The organism is Holdemanella porci, from assembly GCF_009696075.1.
In the GTDB taxonomy this organism is placed as follows: Bacteria; Bacillota_I; Bacilli_A; order Erysipelotrichales; family Erysipelotrichaceae; genus Holdemanella; species Holdemanella porci.
In genome coordinates, this window is record NZ_VUMR01000001.1 from 67,146 (window position 1) to 84,259 (window position 17,114).

Consider the following 17,114-nt stretch of genomic DNA (forward strand, 5'->3'; position numbering starts at 1 on the left):
CATACCACAAGAAAAGAAAGTAGGAAAACACCTACTTTCTTAACTTCTTATTAATCAAATGTAAAATAATCACAAGCGCAATTAAACCCAAAGTCACATAAATATTACCATGATATTCAATTCCTGTTGGAACATGAATCTTCTTATTCTCAAACAAGAATTCATGATTCTCTACCTTTTTACCATCAATAAAGATTTCATCCTCCTTGACTTCCACAAATAAGACTTGATCCGATTTTTCATACCCATTAGGAGCCTTTGTCTCCTTTAAATACATCTTATCTTCACGCATTAAAATCGATAGAGTACCATTACCTTTAAATGTCTTTAAAGATTCTGTACAATCCTTATCCTTATAACTTGTAAACTCGACAGAATCTAAGATTTCATCCTTAGAATCCCTATCAATCTTTTTAATAATCAACTTTTCAAACGGACGATGCTTAGGATACAACACCACATCACAATTTAATGTATCCCCATCCCACTCAGGAACACTCACTAACATCGGACTCATTCTTTCATACTCATGAATATTGACAGGATCAATAAAGTACAATCCTTCTTCTACATCTTCAAGAACAGCTTTCCCTTCTTCATCCGTGACAAGAGTTTGTCCAACCATGGAATATCCACTTAATTTTGTACAAATTGCTTCCACTTCTTCAGCCAATAACTCCGTATTGAAGTCCACATCTAAATCTTGAAATTCTTCATTTAGTACATAAAAGCCATCCACAAGCTTTGCGACTTGAACAACACTAAACTCAACATTCTCCTTCGAGAGTTCGTCTACCGAATCCTGCAACTCCACGCTAATCGAGTTTGCGTTTATCGGCAGTACACATGCCATCAACATTAAAATGATCAAACCAATTTTCTTCACCATATCACCACCATTACACAAATTATTGGAATTAAAATAAAACACAATTCCCTAAAAGAATACGATTTACGCACTTTTTTCTCTTTCTTTTTAGGAAACACTCTTTTGGCCCTTACAACCAACCTTTTCGTATTGATTCCATACGGCGTACAAGTCACTAGACTCAACAAATCCCTATTCTTTTCAATACCCATATCCAAGATAGCTTTTGGCTTTACCACAATAGAATCCACCACCTCATAGACCAATTCTTTTTTACACACATGGATATAGATCAAATCCTTCTTCTTTAACTCATCCAAACGCGTAAAAAGCTTGGCACTAGGAAGGCCTCTATGACCAGTTAATATACAATGCGAATTCTTTCCACCAACAGGAAGACTTGTAAAGTCAAAATGACCAATTCCACGATTTAATACTTCATCACTCGTTCCACGATAAATTGGTAAGTCTACATCGATCACTGGAATCTGGATAGTTGCGATTACGCTTGATGATAAAGTATTCAACATCGATTCATACGCTTCTTTTTCTTTACCCAAATACAAATTTTGATTGTAGTTCAACCCCGCATTAAAACTCGACTCCAATATGCCCTCATCCATTTTTTCTTCTTCTAAATAAAAACTTGAAATGACATTCTCTACACTTTGATGAAAGAAGAAATTTAAGATGAGTGGCAATACACAAATCAAAAATCCCAGAAAGAATAGAATCCTATTCTTCCCTTTTCTTCTTATATACATACACCATAATACCAGCACCTGTTAGTACACAGACAATCGTTCCCATAGATCCAGTGACCGGTAATTTAGAACCCGTTTGATTCACTACTTTTAAAGCTACACTTAAATCATTCGTACTCGCATTTAATTGCGTATTAAAACTTGTCGCCGATAGAGAAACCAATCCCTCTCCATTCGAAGTATAGTTATTTCGATTTGCTACAAATGTAGGCGTAATTTGAATCTCAATAGCTTCCTTTAATAAAGTATATCCATCCGGTGCCTTGATTTCTTTTAAATAATACGTTCCCTGATCCAAACCTTGAATCACAAATTCACCCTTTGCGTTGGATACAATCTCTTCATCTACACTATTTGAAACTACATATCCATTTGTGCTTTTCTTTACCTTTACTAAATCACTCAAAATCGAATCACGATACAACTTAAATGTAGCCCCCTCAAGTTTGACATCCTTCTCATTTGTCTTTAAACCCTTCACCTGATATGTATAGCACACAACACTATCCCAAGGCGTTTGTCCTTTAGACTCAGATTGCGGATCATTTGAGAAATTTAATCGCACCTTATTTTCAAAACCCTTTTTTGAAATCTTTGTGGCTGCCAAATCATTTAAATACGCATCATACGTAAACAAGATTGGATCTCCTTGACTGGCAAGTCCTTTAAAATCATTGAACGTAACTTTAAATCCAGTTGAAGATTTATTTACACTATACGTTTCCGCTGGAATAATCGTATCCTTGACTTTTACTTGTATACTATCTTCTTTTAAAGATAAACTTGGATCCATTTCATCCTCAAACTCTAAGAAATAAGAAACATAGCCACTCATATCCGGCACTTTCGATTCATACTTATATGAAATGTCCTGCATAATCTCAAAATCGCCCATATCATTCCAGCCTATATTGTTGTCATCTTCATAAATTTTCTTTACAATACTTGGATAATCCGACTTAATTTGAATCGTCGCTGTAGGATTTGCCGTATTGACCATCGTCATAGAACTTGCCGCATGAGTATTGGATACATTGGTAATTTCATCAATCAAATAAAAACCATATCCCAACTTATCCAACGTAATATTTCCATTCACATCACAACTCTCTACATTCACAATACGAGCTTCCATAGAAGATATCGCATTTTGAATCGATTCAATAAACGTACGATATTCACTTTGACTTCCTTCGTTATCTAAAGACATCATATATTCCACTACATCTTGATCCGATACCGTTTTAGATAACTTACTTGATACAAGCTCCTTGATTTTAGATGCATATACACTATTTAAAGTATAGTGAATCGAAGTATTATCCTTTGAATTTGTCGCATCAAATAATTTATATACTTTAAACGACTTACCTTGCATGGATTGATTTTGCTTTGCCTGAATCACAATACTCGCATCCCCCTCATTAAAATTTGCCGTCCCATGCACAACGGAAACACTTGTTTCTTGTGCGCTCACTGGACTTGTGACCATTGCCAACATCAATAGTCCTGTATAAATTAAATTTCTTTTATTCATGATTTCTCCTCAACATTAAATAGGCACCTACAACCACACACACCAAACTCATGCTGGAACCTGTATGTGGAAGCTTTGTCATTCTTTCATTCACAAACTCCAAGTTTACACTTCCATCTGCATATAAGCCATCTACTTTTTCTTGATCCATATACACATCATATTGTCCTTTAACCGGTATAAAATCCGTTTTTATACAATACACACGATCTATTTTTTGATAGCCACTTGGCGCCTTGATTTCCTTTAAATAATACGTTTCACCATTCTTTAAATCCGCAAAAGATACAACACCATCAACCGTAGTCTTCTCATCAATCTTTTCTTTACACTCACTGTCTTTAAATAATCCAAATACAGCACCATCCAGTAATTGATGCATATTGTTTTTCTTTACGATCTTCAATTCAAAAGGATTCACCTTATTTGAAAAAGTGATGACAGGATCCACTCCAGAAATACTTCCATCACGCAACACTTCAAATTCAATAGGATGCATATCCAGGGCATACCCATCTAGTGTCTTAAACTCGGTTAATGTATGTTTTCCTTTTGTCAGACCCATCCATTCAATTTCACCCTTATCATTCGTCTTTTCTTGTAAAGGAAACGGCAAATTTGGCATTGTATGCTTAAACAGGACATTTGGCAATGGAATTTGCGTACCCTCCTGTACTTTGACTAGCTTTAAACGGTTCACTGTATCTTTCACACTGAATGTCTTAAATGCACTAATATGTTCAGACGTACTACTTGTACGATCTAACTTTTGTACATATACTGTGCTATCCAATAAATACCCCTGTGGAGGATCGATTTCCTGAACCGTAATCGTACCTAATGGTAAACATATCTTTCCATTCAGATCCGTATAGAAGGCATCACCACTTACTTTATACGAATCTTCCATCAAAATCTTACCCGTCTTATCTGTCTTTAATATCCAGCTACGTATTGGTAAAACACCTAAACTTGCTGGATCCTTATCATATAGACCTCCATAAAACTTAAATTCATACTTCGCATCTTTTAAACTGGCCATACCCTGCGCTTTATTGCCTGTTTGGGCATCTTGTTTCACCAAAACTAAATCCACAAGATTGGTTTGTGGAACATCACGCACTTCGATTTCTTGAACCACTTGATCTTCAACCTTAACCGTATAGATTGTTGTATCTTTTTGATAGCCATGTGGCGCTAGTATTTCATTAATGTAGTAAGTACCAATATCTAAATCTTTAATCTCGTTGGACTTGCCATTTTCATCAATTTTAAATTCACCAATCTTTTCTTTACACCCAGAATCTTTATACAATCCATAAAGTGCCCCAGAAAATGTATAGGATGCATTCGATTGATTGATCTCATTCTTTGAGCTGACCTTTAAAAGCTTTACTGAACCTGTAGGCACATATACACCATATGCCAACTTTTGAAGCGGCGTTAACACCCCTTGCCAGTTATAGGCAGACCCAGCTACATCTACTAAATAGGCTGAATAATTTTTAACATTTGGCTTTGCGATGATTTCATTCCATAAACCACCCACTACTTTATTCCAGTGATACCCATCATTACTTGCCTTACTAATACAATTTGAACTATACGCATTCGATACAAGTTCACTTGTGAGTACAATTGCTCCACTGACGCCATAACGAGATGTTAATATATCTCCAGGACCGTTATAGCCGTAGTACAAACATTTTTTTAAGTTCTCATTTTCAACCAAATATGGATCGGAAGTCACATCTCCTGCTGCAGGAGATGCATTCAATCCTTGCGCACAAAATGCTTCATGAGAATTCGACAATTTCCATATTCCATTCGCAATATAGTAGCCAGGCTTTTCTTCATACCGATGGTGACTCATACTTACTACACTACTCGTTCTAGATTCCATCCCATTTACAGTCGTTTCAAATCCTGCACTATAGCGATCTAAAATCATCAAGCCATTCTTGATCAAATACGCATCCGAATAGGTATCATAAAAGTCTTCACTTAAAAAATAAGTTGAATCACAATAATCTAATAAGCCATACTCATCCGCCTTAGCTTTTCGCAATTCAATAAATTCATCTGTATTGATATTTCCCTTTTTATACTCCTCCATCATCTCCATTTCTTTTGAACTCATTCCATACGTATCCATCGTATTGGCACGAACAATACTTAAAGAAAGAATAAATACTATAAGAATACTCATACATATATAAATCTTCTTTTTCATTACTTCACCTCCCATTTATATATTCTTTTCTTCTCACCTATTATTTTGACAACCCAATGTGAAAAAGACATTAATTCCAAGCATTTCCTTACGATACTTCCTATCTTGTCTAAAACGCAAAAAAACAAGCGTTTTACATAAAAAACACTTGTCAAAAAAAAACAAATCGTGTATTATAAGTAGGCATATTGGGGTATAGCCAAGCGGTAAGGCATCAGACTCTGAATCTGACATTTCCTTGGTTCGAATCCAAGTACCCCAGCCATGCCCATTACAGAGAAGCAATTCTCTGTTTTTTTTATACTTTTTCTTAGATTACCGACATAATACCGACATTTTCAAATTCATTACCGACATCTACGACAAAAAAAAACACCTATCGTCCATTGATAGATGTTTATATTATTATTTTATTACAATCCAGCGACCATCTCTCTTATTACCAATTCGTTCAATCCTTCCGACTTGTTGTAATCTAGTCAATGCACGTTCAACAGTTCTTTGACTTAAACCTATTTTCTCAGCAATTCTTAGTGCAGTATCATCTGGGTTACTTAAAATTGCTTTTAAAACTTTCTCTTCAGATGGTTTTAACGTTTCATTTTGCACTGTATTTATTTCTGAAACTATTATCCTATTTAATTTATCCATCACATCTTTATCGAATTTAATGGTACATTTAATATAATTAGTTTCAATTTCAAATGCTTCTTCTCCATAATGCTCTACTATAGTAGGTATACCATGTCCAGTATGTTCTACAAGTCCCATACTCAAGAAAATACGCATTAACGTTGCATTTCTAGGTTTACTTATACCTTCGAAAAATTGTTTTTTTGTCATACCATTTGGAAGGCCTCCATGCGATAAAACTTCAATACGATCACTAAACATTGATATCTGTGGTTCAGTAATTGTCCAATCATTATGTACAAGTGAATTCAAAACCGCCTCATTTACACAGTCAATATCATATAAATATTTATCAACACGCGGACGAACTGTGGTATCTGAAATACAAATATTTTCAGCTATCAATCTATTCTTAATTTTAGTATATGAAGTTAAAAGACACCCATAGCCGAAATCACTTGTTTCTGAAATAGAAGCCTTGTTTATTCCGTGAAATTTTACAAAAATTAGAGGTATATTATTTCTATCAGCCAGTAATTCTCCCAATAAATTGTATTCACCATTTTGGTTCTTTAAATTTAGATTCTTTTCAAATGAACTATCATCCAGAATATGATAACCTTTTTCAGCATAATAAATTTTTAATTCTCTGAAGCTTAAATCAGCCATACTAGATCTTTTTTTCAACATATATTCATTATCTATAAAATTTTGTTCATAACGAATCTTTATTTGTTCTGACGTCATTTCTTTACAAGTTGTTCCAACTCGGATTGTACAGCCATTTGAAGAAAAACCGTATTTTTTTTGACAATAAATATTTCGTCCTCCTTTCGAGATATTCAACACAATTAAAGCTTTTTTTTCATCAAATCGTACTTCTGTTGTAATTTCATCTTGTGGATTCGGCTCAATTTGTGTAGTAATGACATCAGATATTTTTCGTAAAGTTTCATCTAATTTATCCACCCCAACTACAGTACCATCATCTTTAATTCCTACAATCAAAGTTCCACCATCAGAATTCAAAAAAGAAACAATTTCTTTTACAATTGAATCTGTATATTTTTCTTTTAACTCCATAGTTTGCGTTTCATAATATTTATCCATAAAATCACCCAACTAAATTATATTACTTAACCGTCATTTATTCAACATTACCGACATTCTTTTGTCGGTAAAGTTTCAATTAAGCTATATGACTTATTTAACACCGAATTAAATTGTTTGACTTAATTAGATATAAGAAAAGAGAGCCTTTACTAAGCTCTCTATATGTGTCTATTAACGATTGAAGAAGAAGTTAGGAATTTGTTCATCATCACTTGTGTTATTTTCAACACTAGTTACAACACCTGGGTTAACAGGCGCTTGGATTTTTGGTTCTGTGAACAATGTATCATTCGCAACTTGTTTAATGACTGGTTCACTACGTCTTTTACGTTGTTTTTCTTTTGGTTCTTCAAATCCAGTAGCGATAACTGTAACGATGATCGCATCACCTAATTGTTCATTGATTGCGATACCGAAAATGCAGTCCACATCTCCACCAGCTGCATCTTGAATGACAGCTACAGCGTTTTGTGCATCAAATAAGCTAACTTTGTCACCACCAGTGATGTTTACGATAGCTGATTTAGCACCAGAGATTTGTGCTTCCAATAATGGTGATTGGATAGCTTTTTCAGCAGCAGAGATAGCTTTGTCTTCTCCTTCTGCCATACCAATACCGATCAATGCACGACCTTGGTTTTGCATAACGCTACGAACGTCCGCAAAGTCTAAGTTTACCAATGCTGGTACAGCAATCAAGTCAGAGATTGTTTGAACACCTTGACGTAATACGTTATCTGCAGCTTGGAATGCTTCTTCGATTGGTTTGCGACCAATCACATCTAATAAGTTGTCATTTGAAACGATGATCAATGAGTCAACATATTTTTTCAATTCTTCAATACCATCTTTGGCATTGTTTGCACGACGACGACCTTCAAAAGTGAATGGACGAGTTACAACGGCAACTGTTAAAGCACCTTCTTCTTTAGCAATCTTAGCGATTAATGGAGCAGCACCCGTACCAGTTCCACCACCCATACCAGCAGTGATAAATACCATGTCGCTTCCTTTTACAGATTCGCGGATTTCTCCTTCACTTTCTTCAGCAGCTTTTCGTCCATATTCTGGATTTCCACCAGCACCTAAACCTTTAGTTGTTTCTTTTCCTAAAACGATTTTGTTATCGCAAGGAGAGTTTTTCATAACTTGTACATCTGTGTTGCAGATATAGAAATCAACACCCTTAACACCATCAGCAACCATGCGGTTAACAGCGTTGGATCCACCACCACCAACACCAAATACTTTAATATTTGCTACTTGATTAAATTCAGTCATATAATATTTTCCTCTCTTTTTTATTCTTCTTCTGCTAAAATAGCATTCTTTAACTTCTTCGTAAATCCACCTTCACCAGTATGCGCCTTTTGATTAATAGAATCAATGCTAGCTTCTAATTCATTATTGTTTGCACTAATTCTGTCATCATGGTGAATACGGTTGATGTCTTGCCATGCATAGGCCATACCTAAGCCACACACAAATGCACCATCTCTTGCACCAATGGCTTGTTCTTGATAGATCATTGCGCTCGCATTGAACGATTTATCTAGATCCTTCAATACGGGAATGTTACTTCCTTGTCCTGTGATCACATATCTTGATTTTCCTTGGCGAACAATTGGTAAGCATGCATCATTGACAGCTGCAATCCATTGACGAATACGAGGTAAACAAGCCCTCGCTAATTCATTGGCCGTAATCTCAACACGCATATCTTCTCTTTGTTCAATATAAACAATCACATCACTGTTTTCATCTTCTTGACCCGAGAAAATATTCTGCAACAATCTGTAACATACATCATCACTTAACTTATATTTCCTTTGGATATCCTCAATAAACCATAAGTATCCATAATCCAAAGTTGTACAAGTCATTAAACGACCTGTACTAAATAAAGCTAAAGTAGAGTGATTCTGTTCCAAATCAATTTGGATTGTAACTCTTTCTGTGCTCTGTGCCAAAGCCGCAGTTTCTTGACCAATCGCAAATGAATCTAAACATAAATCCAAGATTTCAAGATTTGCCTGTTCCACACAACGAGCATACGAATAGATTGTTTCCTTGTCGGCATATAATAAATCTACATCCATAATGAAATCTTCACATTCCTGATTTAATGGAAGTTTCTGACTCACTTGTCCATTGACTTCATAAGACACCTTATTCGCATTGACAAATTCTACATCTTCATTCAATCGTTTTTGAATGGCGTTTTTAAATCCTTGCTGAATATGGAACAAACGAATATGTTTTGTACCATCTTCAATCTGAACACGCACCTTTTGTGAGCTACGCATTACATTTACACTAGGAACAGCCAATAAGACACGCTCAATTCGATATCCTAAAGCTGCCTGTGCATTCGTTATAGCTTGACGAATGGCTGTAACAATAGCACTTTCATCGACAATCTTTTGATTTTTATCTACACCTGAACAAGCAACTCTTTCTGTTCTTAAAACGTTGTAGCGAGCTTCAAATATCTCTAAAACGATAAGACGAATCTCTTGATCAGCAATTTCGATAGCCGCATAAACTCTTTTCTTACTCATTCGACGTCTCCTTTTACATACTACTAAACAATAATACCATATTTGAAACAAAAATAGAAGATTCTCTTTTTAAATTCAACAATGAAAAAAGGGCCAGCACAAGCCTACCCTTCCAATTTTTCAAATGCCTTTTCCTTAAATCTTTTCTTACACAAATAATAATCCACCAATAAAATAATCAATGAAAAATCAACTTGCACAGGAAAGAACATTTTAAATAATATACATAAAATTAAAGATAAAACATCCAAATAAACAAAGTCACGAACTAAATCATACCGCTGAAGCGTTCGATACTTTGTACGTAAATTGATCAATGAAAATACAAGTGCTGCACAGCCTACAATCGCATCCACACTAAAGTTCACAACAAAACTTGAAAACAAGACCGCCTTTAAAAAGAACAAAGTCAATGTCACACTCATCACAAGCATCATGTTACAAATCTTTAGCTTTTCATCATCACGAACCACCATTTTTTCGGCATGTTTTTTAAACGTAGAACTCTTAGAAAACTGACGATACAAGCGATCCACTTTCTTGTCAAAATCATCTTCTTTTTTTGAATTCACTAGATCGATCATCAATTCCTTTTTCGCATCGATTAAATCCGACTTTTCTATTCTTTGAATGATTACTTCTCTAGACATATAGATTCAGCTTCTTCAATCTGCAGATTTGTTTCATAGAATTCCTTCAATGCGATAATCGCATATTCAGTATCCTTAACACCTGCAGTTTCAAAACAAGAATGCATCGCAAGCTGAGCCAAACCAAAGTCTACCGCATGAACACTTACCTGCGTATTGGATAAGTTGCCCAAAGTTGAACCACCCACTACATCACTACGATTCGCAAAGCTTTGTACTGGCACATTCACATTCTGACATACACCTGTAAATAAAGCACGACTAAATGCGTCTGTTGTATATTTCTGGTTTGCACTTTCCTTAATGACAATACCACCATTCATTGTGACAAAGTTTACGGCATCTGTCTTTTCTGCATGATTTGGATGTAGAGCATGCGCATTATCACAACTTACTAAGAAAGTCTTCGCGATAGCCTGATAATATTCATCCTCCGTTTTACCTAAACACGTATTGATACGGTGCAATACATCTTTCAAGAATGTAGACATCGCACCCTGTTTTGTGTTTGAACCCACTTCTTCATTATCGAAGCAACAATATACATTGACACTCTTTTCATTTTCAGCCTCAATAAATGCCTTTAATGAAACGAATGCGCATTGCAAGTCATCCAATTTAGGACTTGAAACAAATTCATTTTCCAATCCCCAAACTAAACCTTTTTGACGATTCACTAAGAATAAGTCTTTACCTAAGATATCTTCAGCTTTAATACCCAATTCATCCGCAACCATCTTGTCAAAAGCGCCCTTCTTAAGGGCTCCACAAGAAAACATAGGGCACAAATCAATCTGACGATTATATTTATAACCATTGTTGACCTCACGATTGAAGTGGATAGCCACATTTGGAATCATTAAGATATCTTTGTCGATATATAATAATTTTGATTCAATCTTAGACCCATTACGAACAAGTACACGACCCGCAACTGTTAATGGGCGATCAAACCAAGTGTTGTCGATCATACCACCATATGCTTCAACGTCTAAACGCAAATATTCATTTGGACCCGCAAGCTCAGGCACATTTTTAACTTTGTATGTCGGTGAATCCGAGTGACTTGCACACATTTGGAAATGATAAGAATCCAAACCATTACCAACCTTAAACGCAATTAAACTGGAGTGGTTACGAATTGTATAATATTTTCCACCCGCTTTAACATCCCAAGCTTTAGACTCAGGAAGATATGTGAATCCAGCCTCGTCTAAATATGTACGAATCGTTTTGATGGAATGAAACATACTAGGACTTGATTCAATAAATTGAATTAATTCATTTGAAATTTCGATTGTATTCATGATTAAACATCTCCTCGACTATAATTATCCACAAATAAGAAGAAAAGGCAAAATTAATTTTTTGCCTCTTTTTTCTTGATTGCTGGTAAAATCAATCCTAAAGCTGTTAATACAACTGGAGTGATAATATTTAAGACTGTAGTATACATATCCCCTGCTTTATACATACCTAGTAAGCAACAAGCAGCCGTTAATATAAAGCACCAAGCACCAAATACGATTGCGACTGTGTTGTTGTTCACAAATTTATAGTCACGGTGGAAAATATCTGTTTTCTTACGCAACATAACATAAGCAAAGAATACCCACAAGTAACACATTGGCATTGTTACTGAGTTTAACTGAGTCAACTGACGAAGTACTGTATCTGCATTTGGAACTAAAGCCTGAGCCAAGATGATTGCACCGGCAAGAATATCAACCATGATGATACCATTTGAATATGCACCTGCATCATTCTTGTGCAATAACTTAGTTGGGATATATTGACGAGCATCTTCGTTATCTAATAACATTCGTAAAGGCGCATCAATACTAATGACTAATGTAGAGAATTGTCCAATACAGTTACAAGCTGCATAAACAATCATCAATACATTACCCATACCATAGTATTCACCTAATCTTTGGAATGCCCAATAAGAACCATTCGCATTGTATGCGTCAAAGTTAGCTTCGATTACAGCTGGATCAAACATCATACCCATTGCAATTGTACCAAAGATAGCACAAACGATAACCATGATAGCCGCAAAAATCATACTCTTAGGAAAGCCTTTAGAAGGATCTTCAACTTTATTTACATAAGGTGAAATCTTTTCACATCCACCAACCGCAAATACTAAGATTGATAATGAACTGAAATATTTCCAGTCAAAAGTTGGAATCAAGTTTTTGAAGCTGAAATCCATAGCTAAATATCCACCATTTGGATTGATAGCAGGAGCCGCAAACATCATTACGATATAAAGAATACTCATAACAAACATACTAGATCCAGCAATTGTAGCCATTTTCTTTAATGGGTTTAAACCACGACTTGCGACATAACTAAATAGTAATAAAACAGCTAAAGTCGCAAACTGAACAGCTTTTGTGTTAAAAGATGCATAAGTTTCTGAGTTTTGGAAAATCATCCAGCTTAATGCTTTCAAACCACCAGAACCTTTAGAAGCAATGTACGTAATGTGACATGCCCAATACGTCCAACCCGCATAGTATGCAGCTTTAGGACCTGTTGTTTCGTGAATCCAAGAACTTACACCTCCACCTGAATTTTTGAATGCAGAACCAAGTTCACCTACCATTAATGCATAAGGAACGAAGTACAACGCAAACATCAAAATCCAAGAAAAGATGACTTGAATTCCGTTGAAGTACATAAATCCGTTTAATACGTTTCCAAAACCCCATAGAGTTGAAAAACACATAAACGCAAGTGTGTACCACTTCATTTTTTGTGAATCATTCATTTTACTCTCTCCTCTTTCACTCATAGTCAATTTTACCCAACCCAAATGACATTTGTCAACTTGAAAACCAAATCCATCATTTTTTTATACCAGAAAAAGAGCTTTCGCTCTTTTACTCTAAATTTACCTCAATTTTTGTATCCGTAGAAATCGTTGTCCCCTCTTCTACATTTTGACTTGTTACCTTACCATAGCCACTCGTCTTAATACTAATGCCCGTAAGCTGCCAGAAAACCGTTAAATCCTTCCTTGTCCAACCCGACATATTTGGCATTGTAATCTTATTTCCATTTGTCAACACGAAGACACGATCATTCGAATTGATAGTTACCGATGCATCCGGATATTGTTCAATCACGCTTGAACCATCCCCAATTACTTCTAAATGTACCTTTTTATCTTTCATCTTCTCATGCGCATAATCAATCGTATGATTCACTAAACTAGGCATTTCATAACTTTCCCAAGCCTCATACGATTCTTGTGTATCATTTGTTGGTGTTGTTGAAATACCACATGTCTGCAACGTATCCCGCACAATCTTTTTAAAGGGTTCTGCCGAATACGATGTAATGTTTGGCGAAACCAAGCCATAATACACCATAATCTTTGGATCATTAGCTGGCGCTGCCGCCATAATACTTGAAGTATGATAATCCGAATCATATTTACCCAAATCCGTATTATAGATCTGACCTGTTCCTGTTTTCATCAAAAGATCCACACCATCCACTTTAAAGCGCGCACCACTCGCCCCATCATCCGTAACATGCGACATCAATTCCTGCACTTCTTTAGCCGTTGTACTAGAAATCGGTGTACCCACAGCCTTTTTCTTATACTTCTTCTCCACTTTACCCGTATCACTATCCACAATCGAATCAATCACATACGGACGTACCATCGTACCATCATTAAAAATAGCTGTATAGGCTTGGCACAACTGCAACACCGTAATTGAACTTGCCTGTCCAAATCCAGTCGATAAGTAATCTGTAGGAAGGCCAATATTTTTAACACCCAAAGACTGATCCACATAGGGCGTATCCACTTTTTGAAAGAAGCCAAACGCATCCAAATACTTACTGTATTGTGAATAATTAATATAGTTAGCCAATAACTCACAAATGGCTACGTTACTCGAATACGCTAAACCTTGATCAAACGAAATCGTACCAAAGTTTTCATCCAAGGCATCCGCAATATATGGATATGGTGAATCGGTTCCAATGGGCAAACGCGTGATCTTACCTGTATTTACATCATAATCATACCAGAATTGATATGACACATACGTTTTATTATACGGATACACATTGGTATCGATGGCTGTCGCATATGTAAATGGTTTCATAACAGATCCAGGCTCATACGTACTAGTACTAATCGCATCTTGATAGCTTGGAATTTCCTTATGTTCATTTTGATCAAACGTAGGATAACTTGCCCAAGCCAAGACTTTACCCGTATCCACTTCCATCACAATGCACCATGCCGATTTGGCATTCTCATTTTCCATAGTCGAGCGTAATTGCATTTCTACGGTTGACTGCAATTCCGAATCTAAAGTCAAAACGACATCCTTACCATTCTTCGCTTGTTCAATCACTTTTGTCGTACCCGGAAGCTTCGATCCATCCACTGTCTGTTGATATTGTTCTTTTCCGTTTTTTCCCTTTAATAACGCATTTAAAGAAAGCTCTAAACCAAGCTTACCCTCAATCGATTGTTTATCTTCGTCATACGCCGCAAACCCAATTAAATTTGAAGAATATGGCGTAGCCGGATAATAACGAGATACCGCATCAATAAAGCCAATACCAGGAATCTTTAATTTTTTGATTTCTTTCATCAACGACTTTTTAATACGCTTCGTTCCCGAACCAAGTTCCGTCTGCGACTTACCCGCCTTTTTAGCCGACTTCATAATTTTGACTAACGCCTTCTCATTGACATCCTCACCCAAAACACTCTTTAGTTTTTTAGCTGTTGATGAAATATTCTTGACATAATTGGGATTTCCATTGACATCCACAACCCCCTTATCCAAATAGGCAACGATTGTATATGCCTGTGTTTGTTGGGCAATCACCGTATGATTTCGATCATAGATTGTTCCACGCTTAGCTGTAACTGCTTTTTCCACAATACTTGACGCAATTCTTGGATCCAACGCACTTTTTTGGGACCATATATGCTTATGGCTCACCATAGTGAAAAGAACATTAGCCACTACTAATGTTCCAATTAATGTCATTCGACTAATCATTTTTAACAGTTCTCTATTACTTTTGCGAACTGACATTATACATCACCACTCCATCTAGTCATTCATTACATATATATTATTTTCATGATCAGAGACCTGATTGTCAAGCATTCCTAACAGTCTGCCCTTTTCCTGTAATGTATTGACTTCATTCTGGAGCTCTTCAACAGTTTGTTCTTTCTGTGCAATTTCATCACTTAATTGCGACTCTTCTACAGAAAGCGAAATATTCATTGAATTTACATATGTTTTTGATACGAAGTAGAAGACCGCAGACAACACAAATAAAGTTAAGACAAGTACTCTTGTTAATCTAAAACTTCTTTGCATATGCATCATCCTTTCTTCTCTATCCCTCTTAATTTGGCACTGTGTGCACGATTATTATTCTCTAATTCTTCACTACTTGCTAAAACCGGTTTTCGATTCACCAGCTGATATTCTAAATTTTCTGTCCCCACTTGTGGCAACCGCTTATTGACCTTTTTGGCAACGGCCACCTCTTTAAAAATTTCTTTCACAATTCGATCTTCTAAAGAATGAAATGTGATTACCGCCATAATTCCATGTGGCTTCAATAAAGTTAAGCCATCCTGCAATACGGTTTCTAACTGCTCTAATTCATGATTTACTTCAATGCGAATTGCCTGAAACGTCTGCTTTGCCGGATGCCCCTTCTTTCTTAATACCGCAGCTGGAAGGGCTGATTTGATCACATCCACCAATTCAAATGTGGTTTCAATTGGTGCATTTTCTCGAGCACTACAGATTTTATTGGCAATCTTTACCGCAAATGGTTCTTCACCATAACGTTTTAAAATACGAATCAAATCCTCTTTGTCATACGTATTTACTACTGCATAGGCATCTAATTCTTGTGACTGATCCATACGCATATCTAGACGCGCATTCGAACGATAGCTAAACCCCCTTTGGCCATCATCAAATTGTGGACTCGATACACCCAGATCCATAAAGATTCCATCAACGAAATCAACACCACGCTTGGCAAGTTCACTCTTTAAATTCTCAAATGGAGAATGAATCAAAGTGAAATTATCCCCTATTGCTTGCAAACGAGGTGTACTTTCATCAATCGCATTTTGATCACAATCAAACGCATATAAATGTCCGCTCGTTAAACGTTTCAAGATTTCACTACTATGTCCCCCTCGACCTAGAGTGCAATCTACATAGATCCCATCCTCTTTTATTTGTAGCATGTCTATCGATTCATTCAATAATACACTAATATGTTCCATTCATTACTACCCCATAATTTCTGATAAGTGTTCCGCTGCTTCTTCAAAAGATGCACTTTGCTCTTCTTCCAAAGTTTCCCAACGATCTTTAGACCAAATTTCCAAATGGTTGGCGACACCTATAATCAAACATTCTTTTTCAAGACCAGCCAAGGCGATTAAAGAGGATGGAATTAAAATTCGACCCTGACTATCCATTTCACATTCTGCTGCTTTTGACAACATCATACGCTGATACATACGCGCATCTTTATTTGTCGAAGGCAAAGTTGATAGCTTTTGATACACTTGCTGCCACTGCTCTACCGTATATACATACAGGCATCCATCAAGTCCTCGGTTTACGACAACATGTTCACCTAGTTCCTCACGAAACTTAGCTGGCATAATCAATCGCCCCTTACGATCTATGTTATGCGCATATTCCCCCATGAACATGTGTCTT

At 36.2% G+C, this 17,114-nt stretch carries 14 protein-coding genes and 1 tRNA gene; 1 reads left to right on the top strand and 14 read right to left on the bottom strand.

Going from position 1 to position 17,114, the window contains the following annotated elements; translation table 11 throughout:
* Positions 1-31: 31 nt before the first annotated feature.
* From FYJ55_RS00315 to FYJ55_RS00330, 4 genes are read right to left on the bottom strand one after another with little or no spacing between them, the layout of a single operon-like run.
* Positions 32-889: an MSCRAMM family protein gene (locus FYJ55_RS00315; protein WP_154555141.1), complete on the bottom strand. Its 858-nt coding sequence runs from the start codon at positions 887-889 to the stop codon at positions 32-34.
* Positions 883-1,632, bottom strand: a complete 750-nt coding sequence (locus tag FYJ55_RS00320) for a class C sortase (protein WP_154555142.1) — start codon at positions 1,630-1,632, stop codon at positions 883-885. Before FYJ55_RS00320 ends, FYJ55_RS00315 begins: the two co-directional genes overlap by 7 nt.
* Positions 1,604-3,169, bottom strand: coding sequence for a SpaA isopeptide-forming pilin-related protein (locus FYJ55_RS00325; RefSeq protein ID WP_154555143.1), 1,566 nt, complete (start codon positions 3,167-3,169; stop codon positions 1,604-1,606). The genes FYJ55_RS00320 and FYJ55_RS00325 overlap by 29 nt, the downstream gene beginning before the upstream one ends.
* The gene (locus FYJ55_RS00330; protein WP_154555144.1) at positions 3,162-5,402 is read right to left on the bottom strand and encodes a SpaA isopeptide-forming pilin-related protein; all 2,241 of its coding nucleotides are present in this window, start codon (positions 5,400-5,402) and stop codon (positions 3,162-3,164) included. The genes FYJ55_RS00325 and FYJ55_RS00330 overlap by 8 nt, the downstream gene beginning before the upstream one ends.
* Positions 5,403-5,591: 189 nt before the next feature.
* Here FYJ55_RS00330 and FYJ55_RS00335 point away from each other — a divergent pair.
* Positions 5,592-5,667, top strand: a tRNA-Gln gene (locus FYJ55_RS00335).
* Positions 5,668-5,807: 140 nt separating this feature from the next.
* Here the strand turns inward: FYJ55_RS00335 and FYJ55_RS00340 are convergent.
* From FYJ55_RS00340 to mraZ, 10 genes are all read right to left on the bottom strand, one after another.
* Positions 5,808-7,145, bottom strand: coding sequence for an RNA-binding domain-containing protein (locus tag FYJ55_RS00340; protein WP_154555145.1), 1,338 nt, complete (start codon positions 7,143-7,145; stop codon positions 5,808-5,810).
* 174 nt (positions 7,146-7,319) lie between these two features.
* Complete coding sequence (gene ftsZ, locus FYJ55_RS00345) at positions 7,320-8,429, bottom strand: cell division protein FtsZ (protein ID WP_117571723.1); 1,110 nt, start codon at positions 8,427-8,429, stop codon at positions 7,320-7,322.
* A gap of 20 nt (positions 8,430-8,449) precedes the next feature.
* Positions 8,450-9,709 (bottom strand): hypothetical protein, encoded by a 1,260-nt coding sequence (locus FYJ55_RS00350; RefSeq protein WP_154555146.1) that lies wholly within the window; start codon positions 9,707-9,709, stop codon positions 8,450-8,452.
* Positions 9,710-9,813: 104 nt separating this feature from the next.
* Positions 9,814-10,359: a hypothetical protein gene (locus FYJ55_RS00355; protein ID WP_154555147.1), complete on the bottom strand. Its 546-nt coding sequence runs from the start codon at positions 10,357-10,359 to the stop codon at positions 9,814-9,816.
* Positions 10,344-11,666 (bottom strand): M18 family aminopeptidase, encoded by a 1,323-nt coding sequence (locus FYJ55_RS00360; RefSeq protein WP_154555148.1) that lies wholly within the window; start codon positions 11,664-11,666, stop codon positions 10,344-10,346. Before FYJ55_RS00360 ends, FYJ55_RS00355 begins: the two co-directional genes overlap by 16 nt.
* A 53-nt stretch (positions 11,667-11,719) precedes the next feature.
* Positions 11,720-13,138 (bottom strand): APC family permease, encoded by a 1,419-nt coding sequence (locus FYJ55_RS00365; protein WP_154555149.1) that lies wholly within the window; start codon positions 13,136-13,138, stop codon positions 11,720-11,722.
* Between the two features lie 112 nt (positions 13,139-13,250).
* Positions 13,251-15,443 (bottom strand): penicillin-binding protein, encoded by a 2,193-nt coding sequence (locus FYJ55_RS00370; protein ID WP_154555150.1) that lies wholly within the window; start codon positions 15,441-15,443, stop codon positions 13,251-13,253.
* 18 nt (positions 15,444-15,461) lie between these two features.
* Positions 15,462-15,737, bottom strand: coding sequence for a hypothetical protein (locus FYJ55_RS00375; RefSeq protein WP_147346795.1), 276 nt, complete (start codon positions 15,735-15,737; stop codon positions 15,462-15,464).
* Between the two features lie 5 nt (positions 15,738-15,742).
* Positions 15,743-16,669, bottom strand: coding sequence for a 16S rRNA (cytosine(1402)-N(4))-methyltransferase RsmH (rsmH, locus tag FYJ55_RS00380; RefSeq protein WP_154555151.1), 927 nt, complete (start codon positions 16,667-16,669; stop codon positions 15,743-15,745).
* Positions 16,670-16,675: 6 nt separating this feature from the next.
* Positions 16,676-17,107 carry a division/cell wall cluster transcriptional repressor MraZ gene (gene mraZ / locus FYJ55_RS00385; protein ID WP_154555152.1) on the bottom strand — a complete coding sequence of 144 codons (432 nt, stop codon included), beginning with the start codon at positions 17,105-17,107 and terminating at the stop codon, positions 16,676-16,678.
* Between the last annotated feature and the right edge of the window lie 7 nt (positions 17,108-17,114).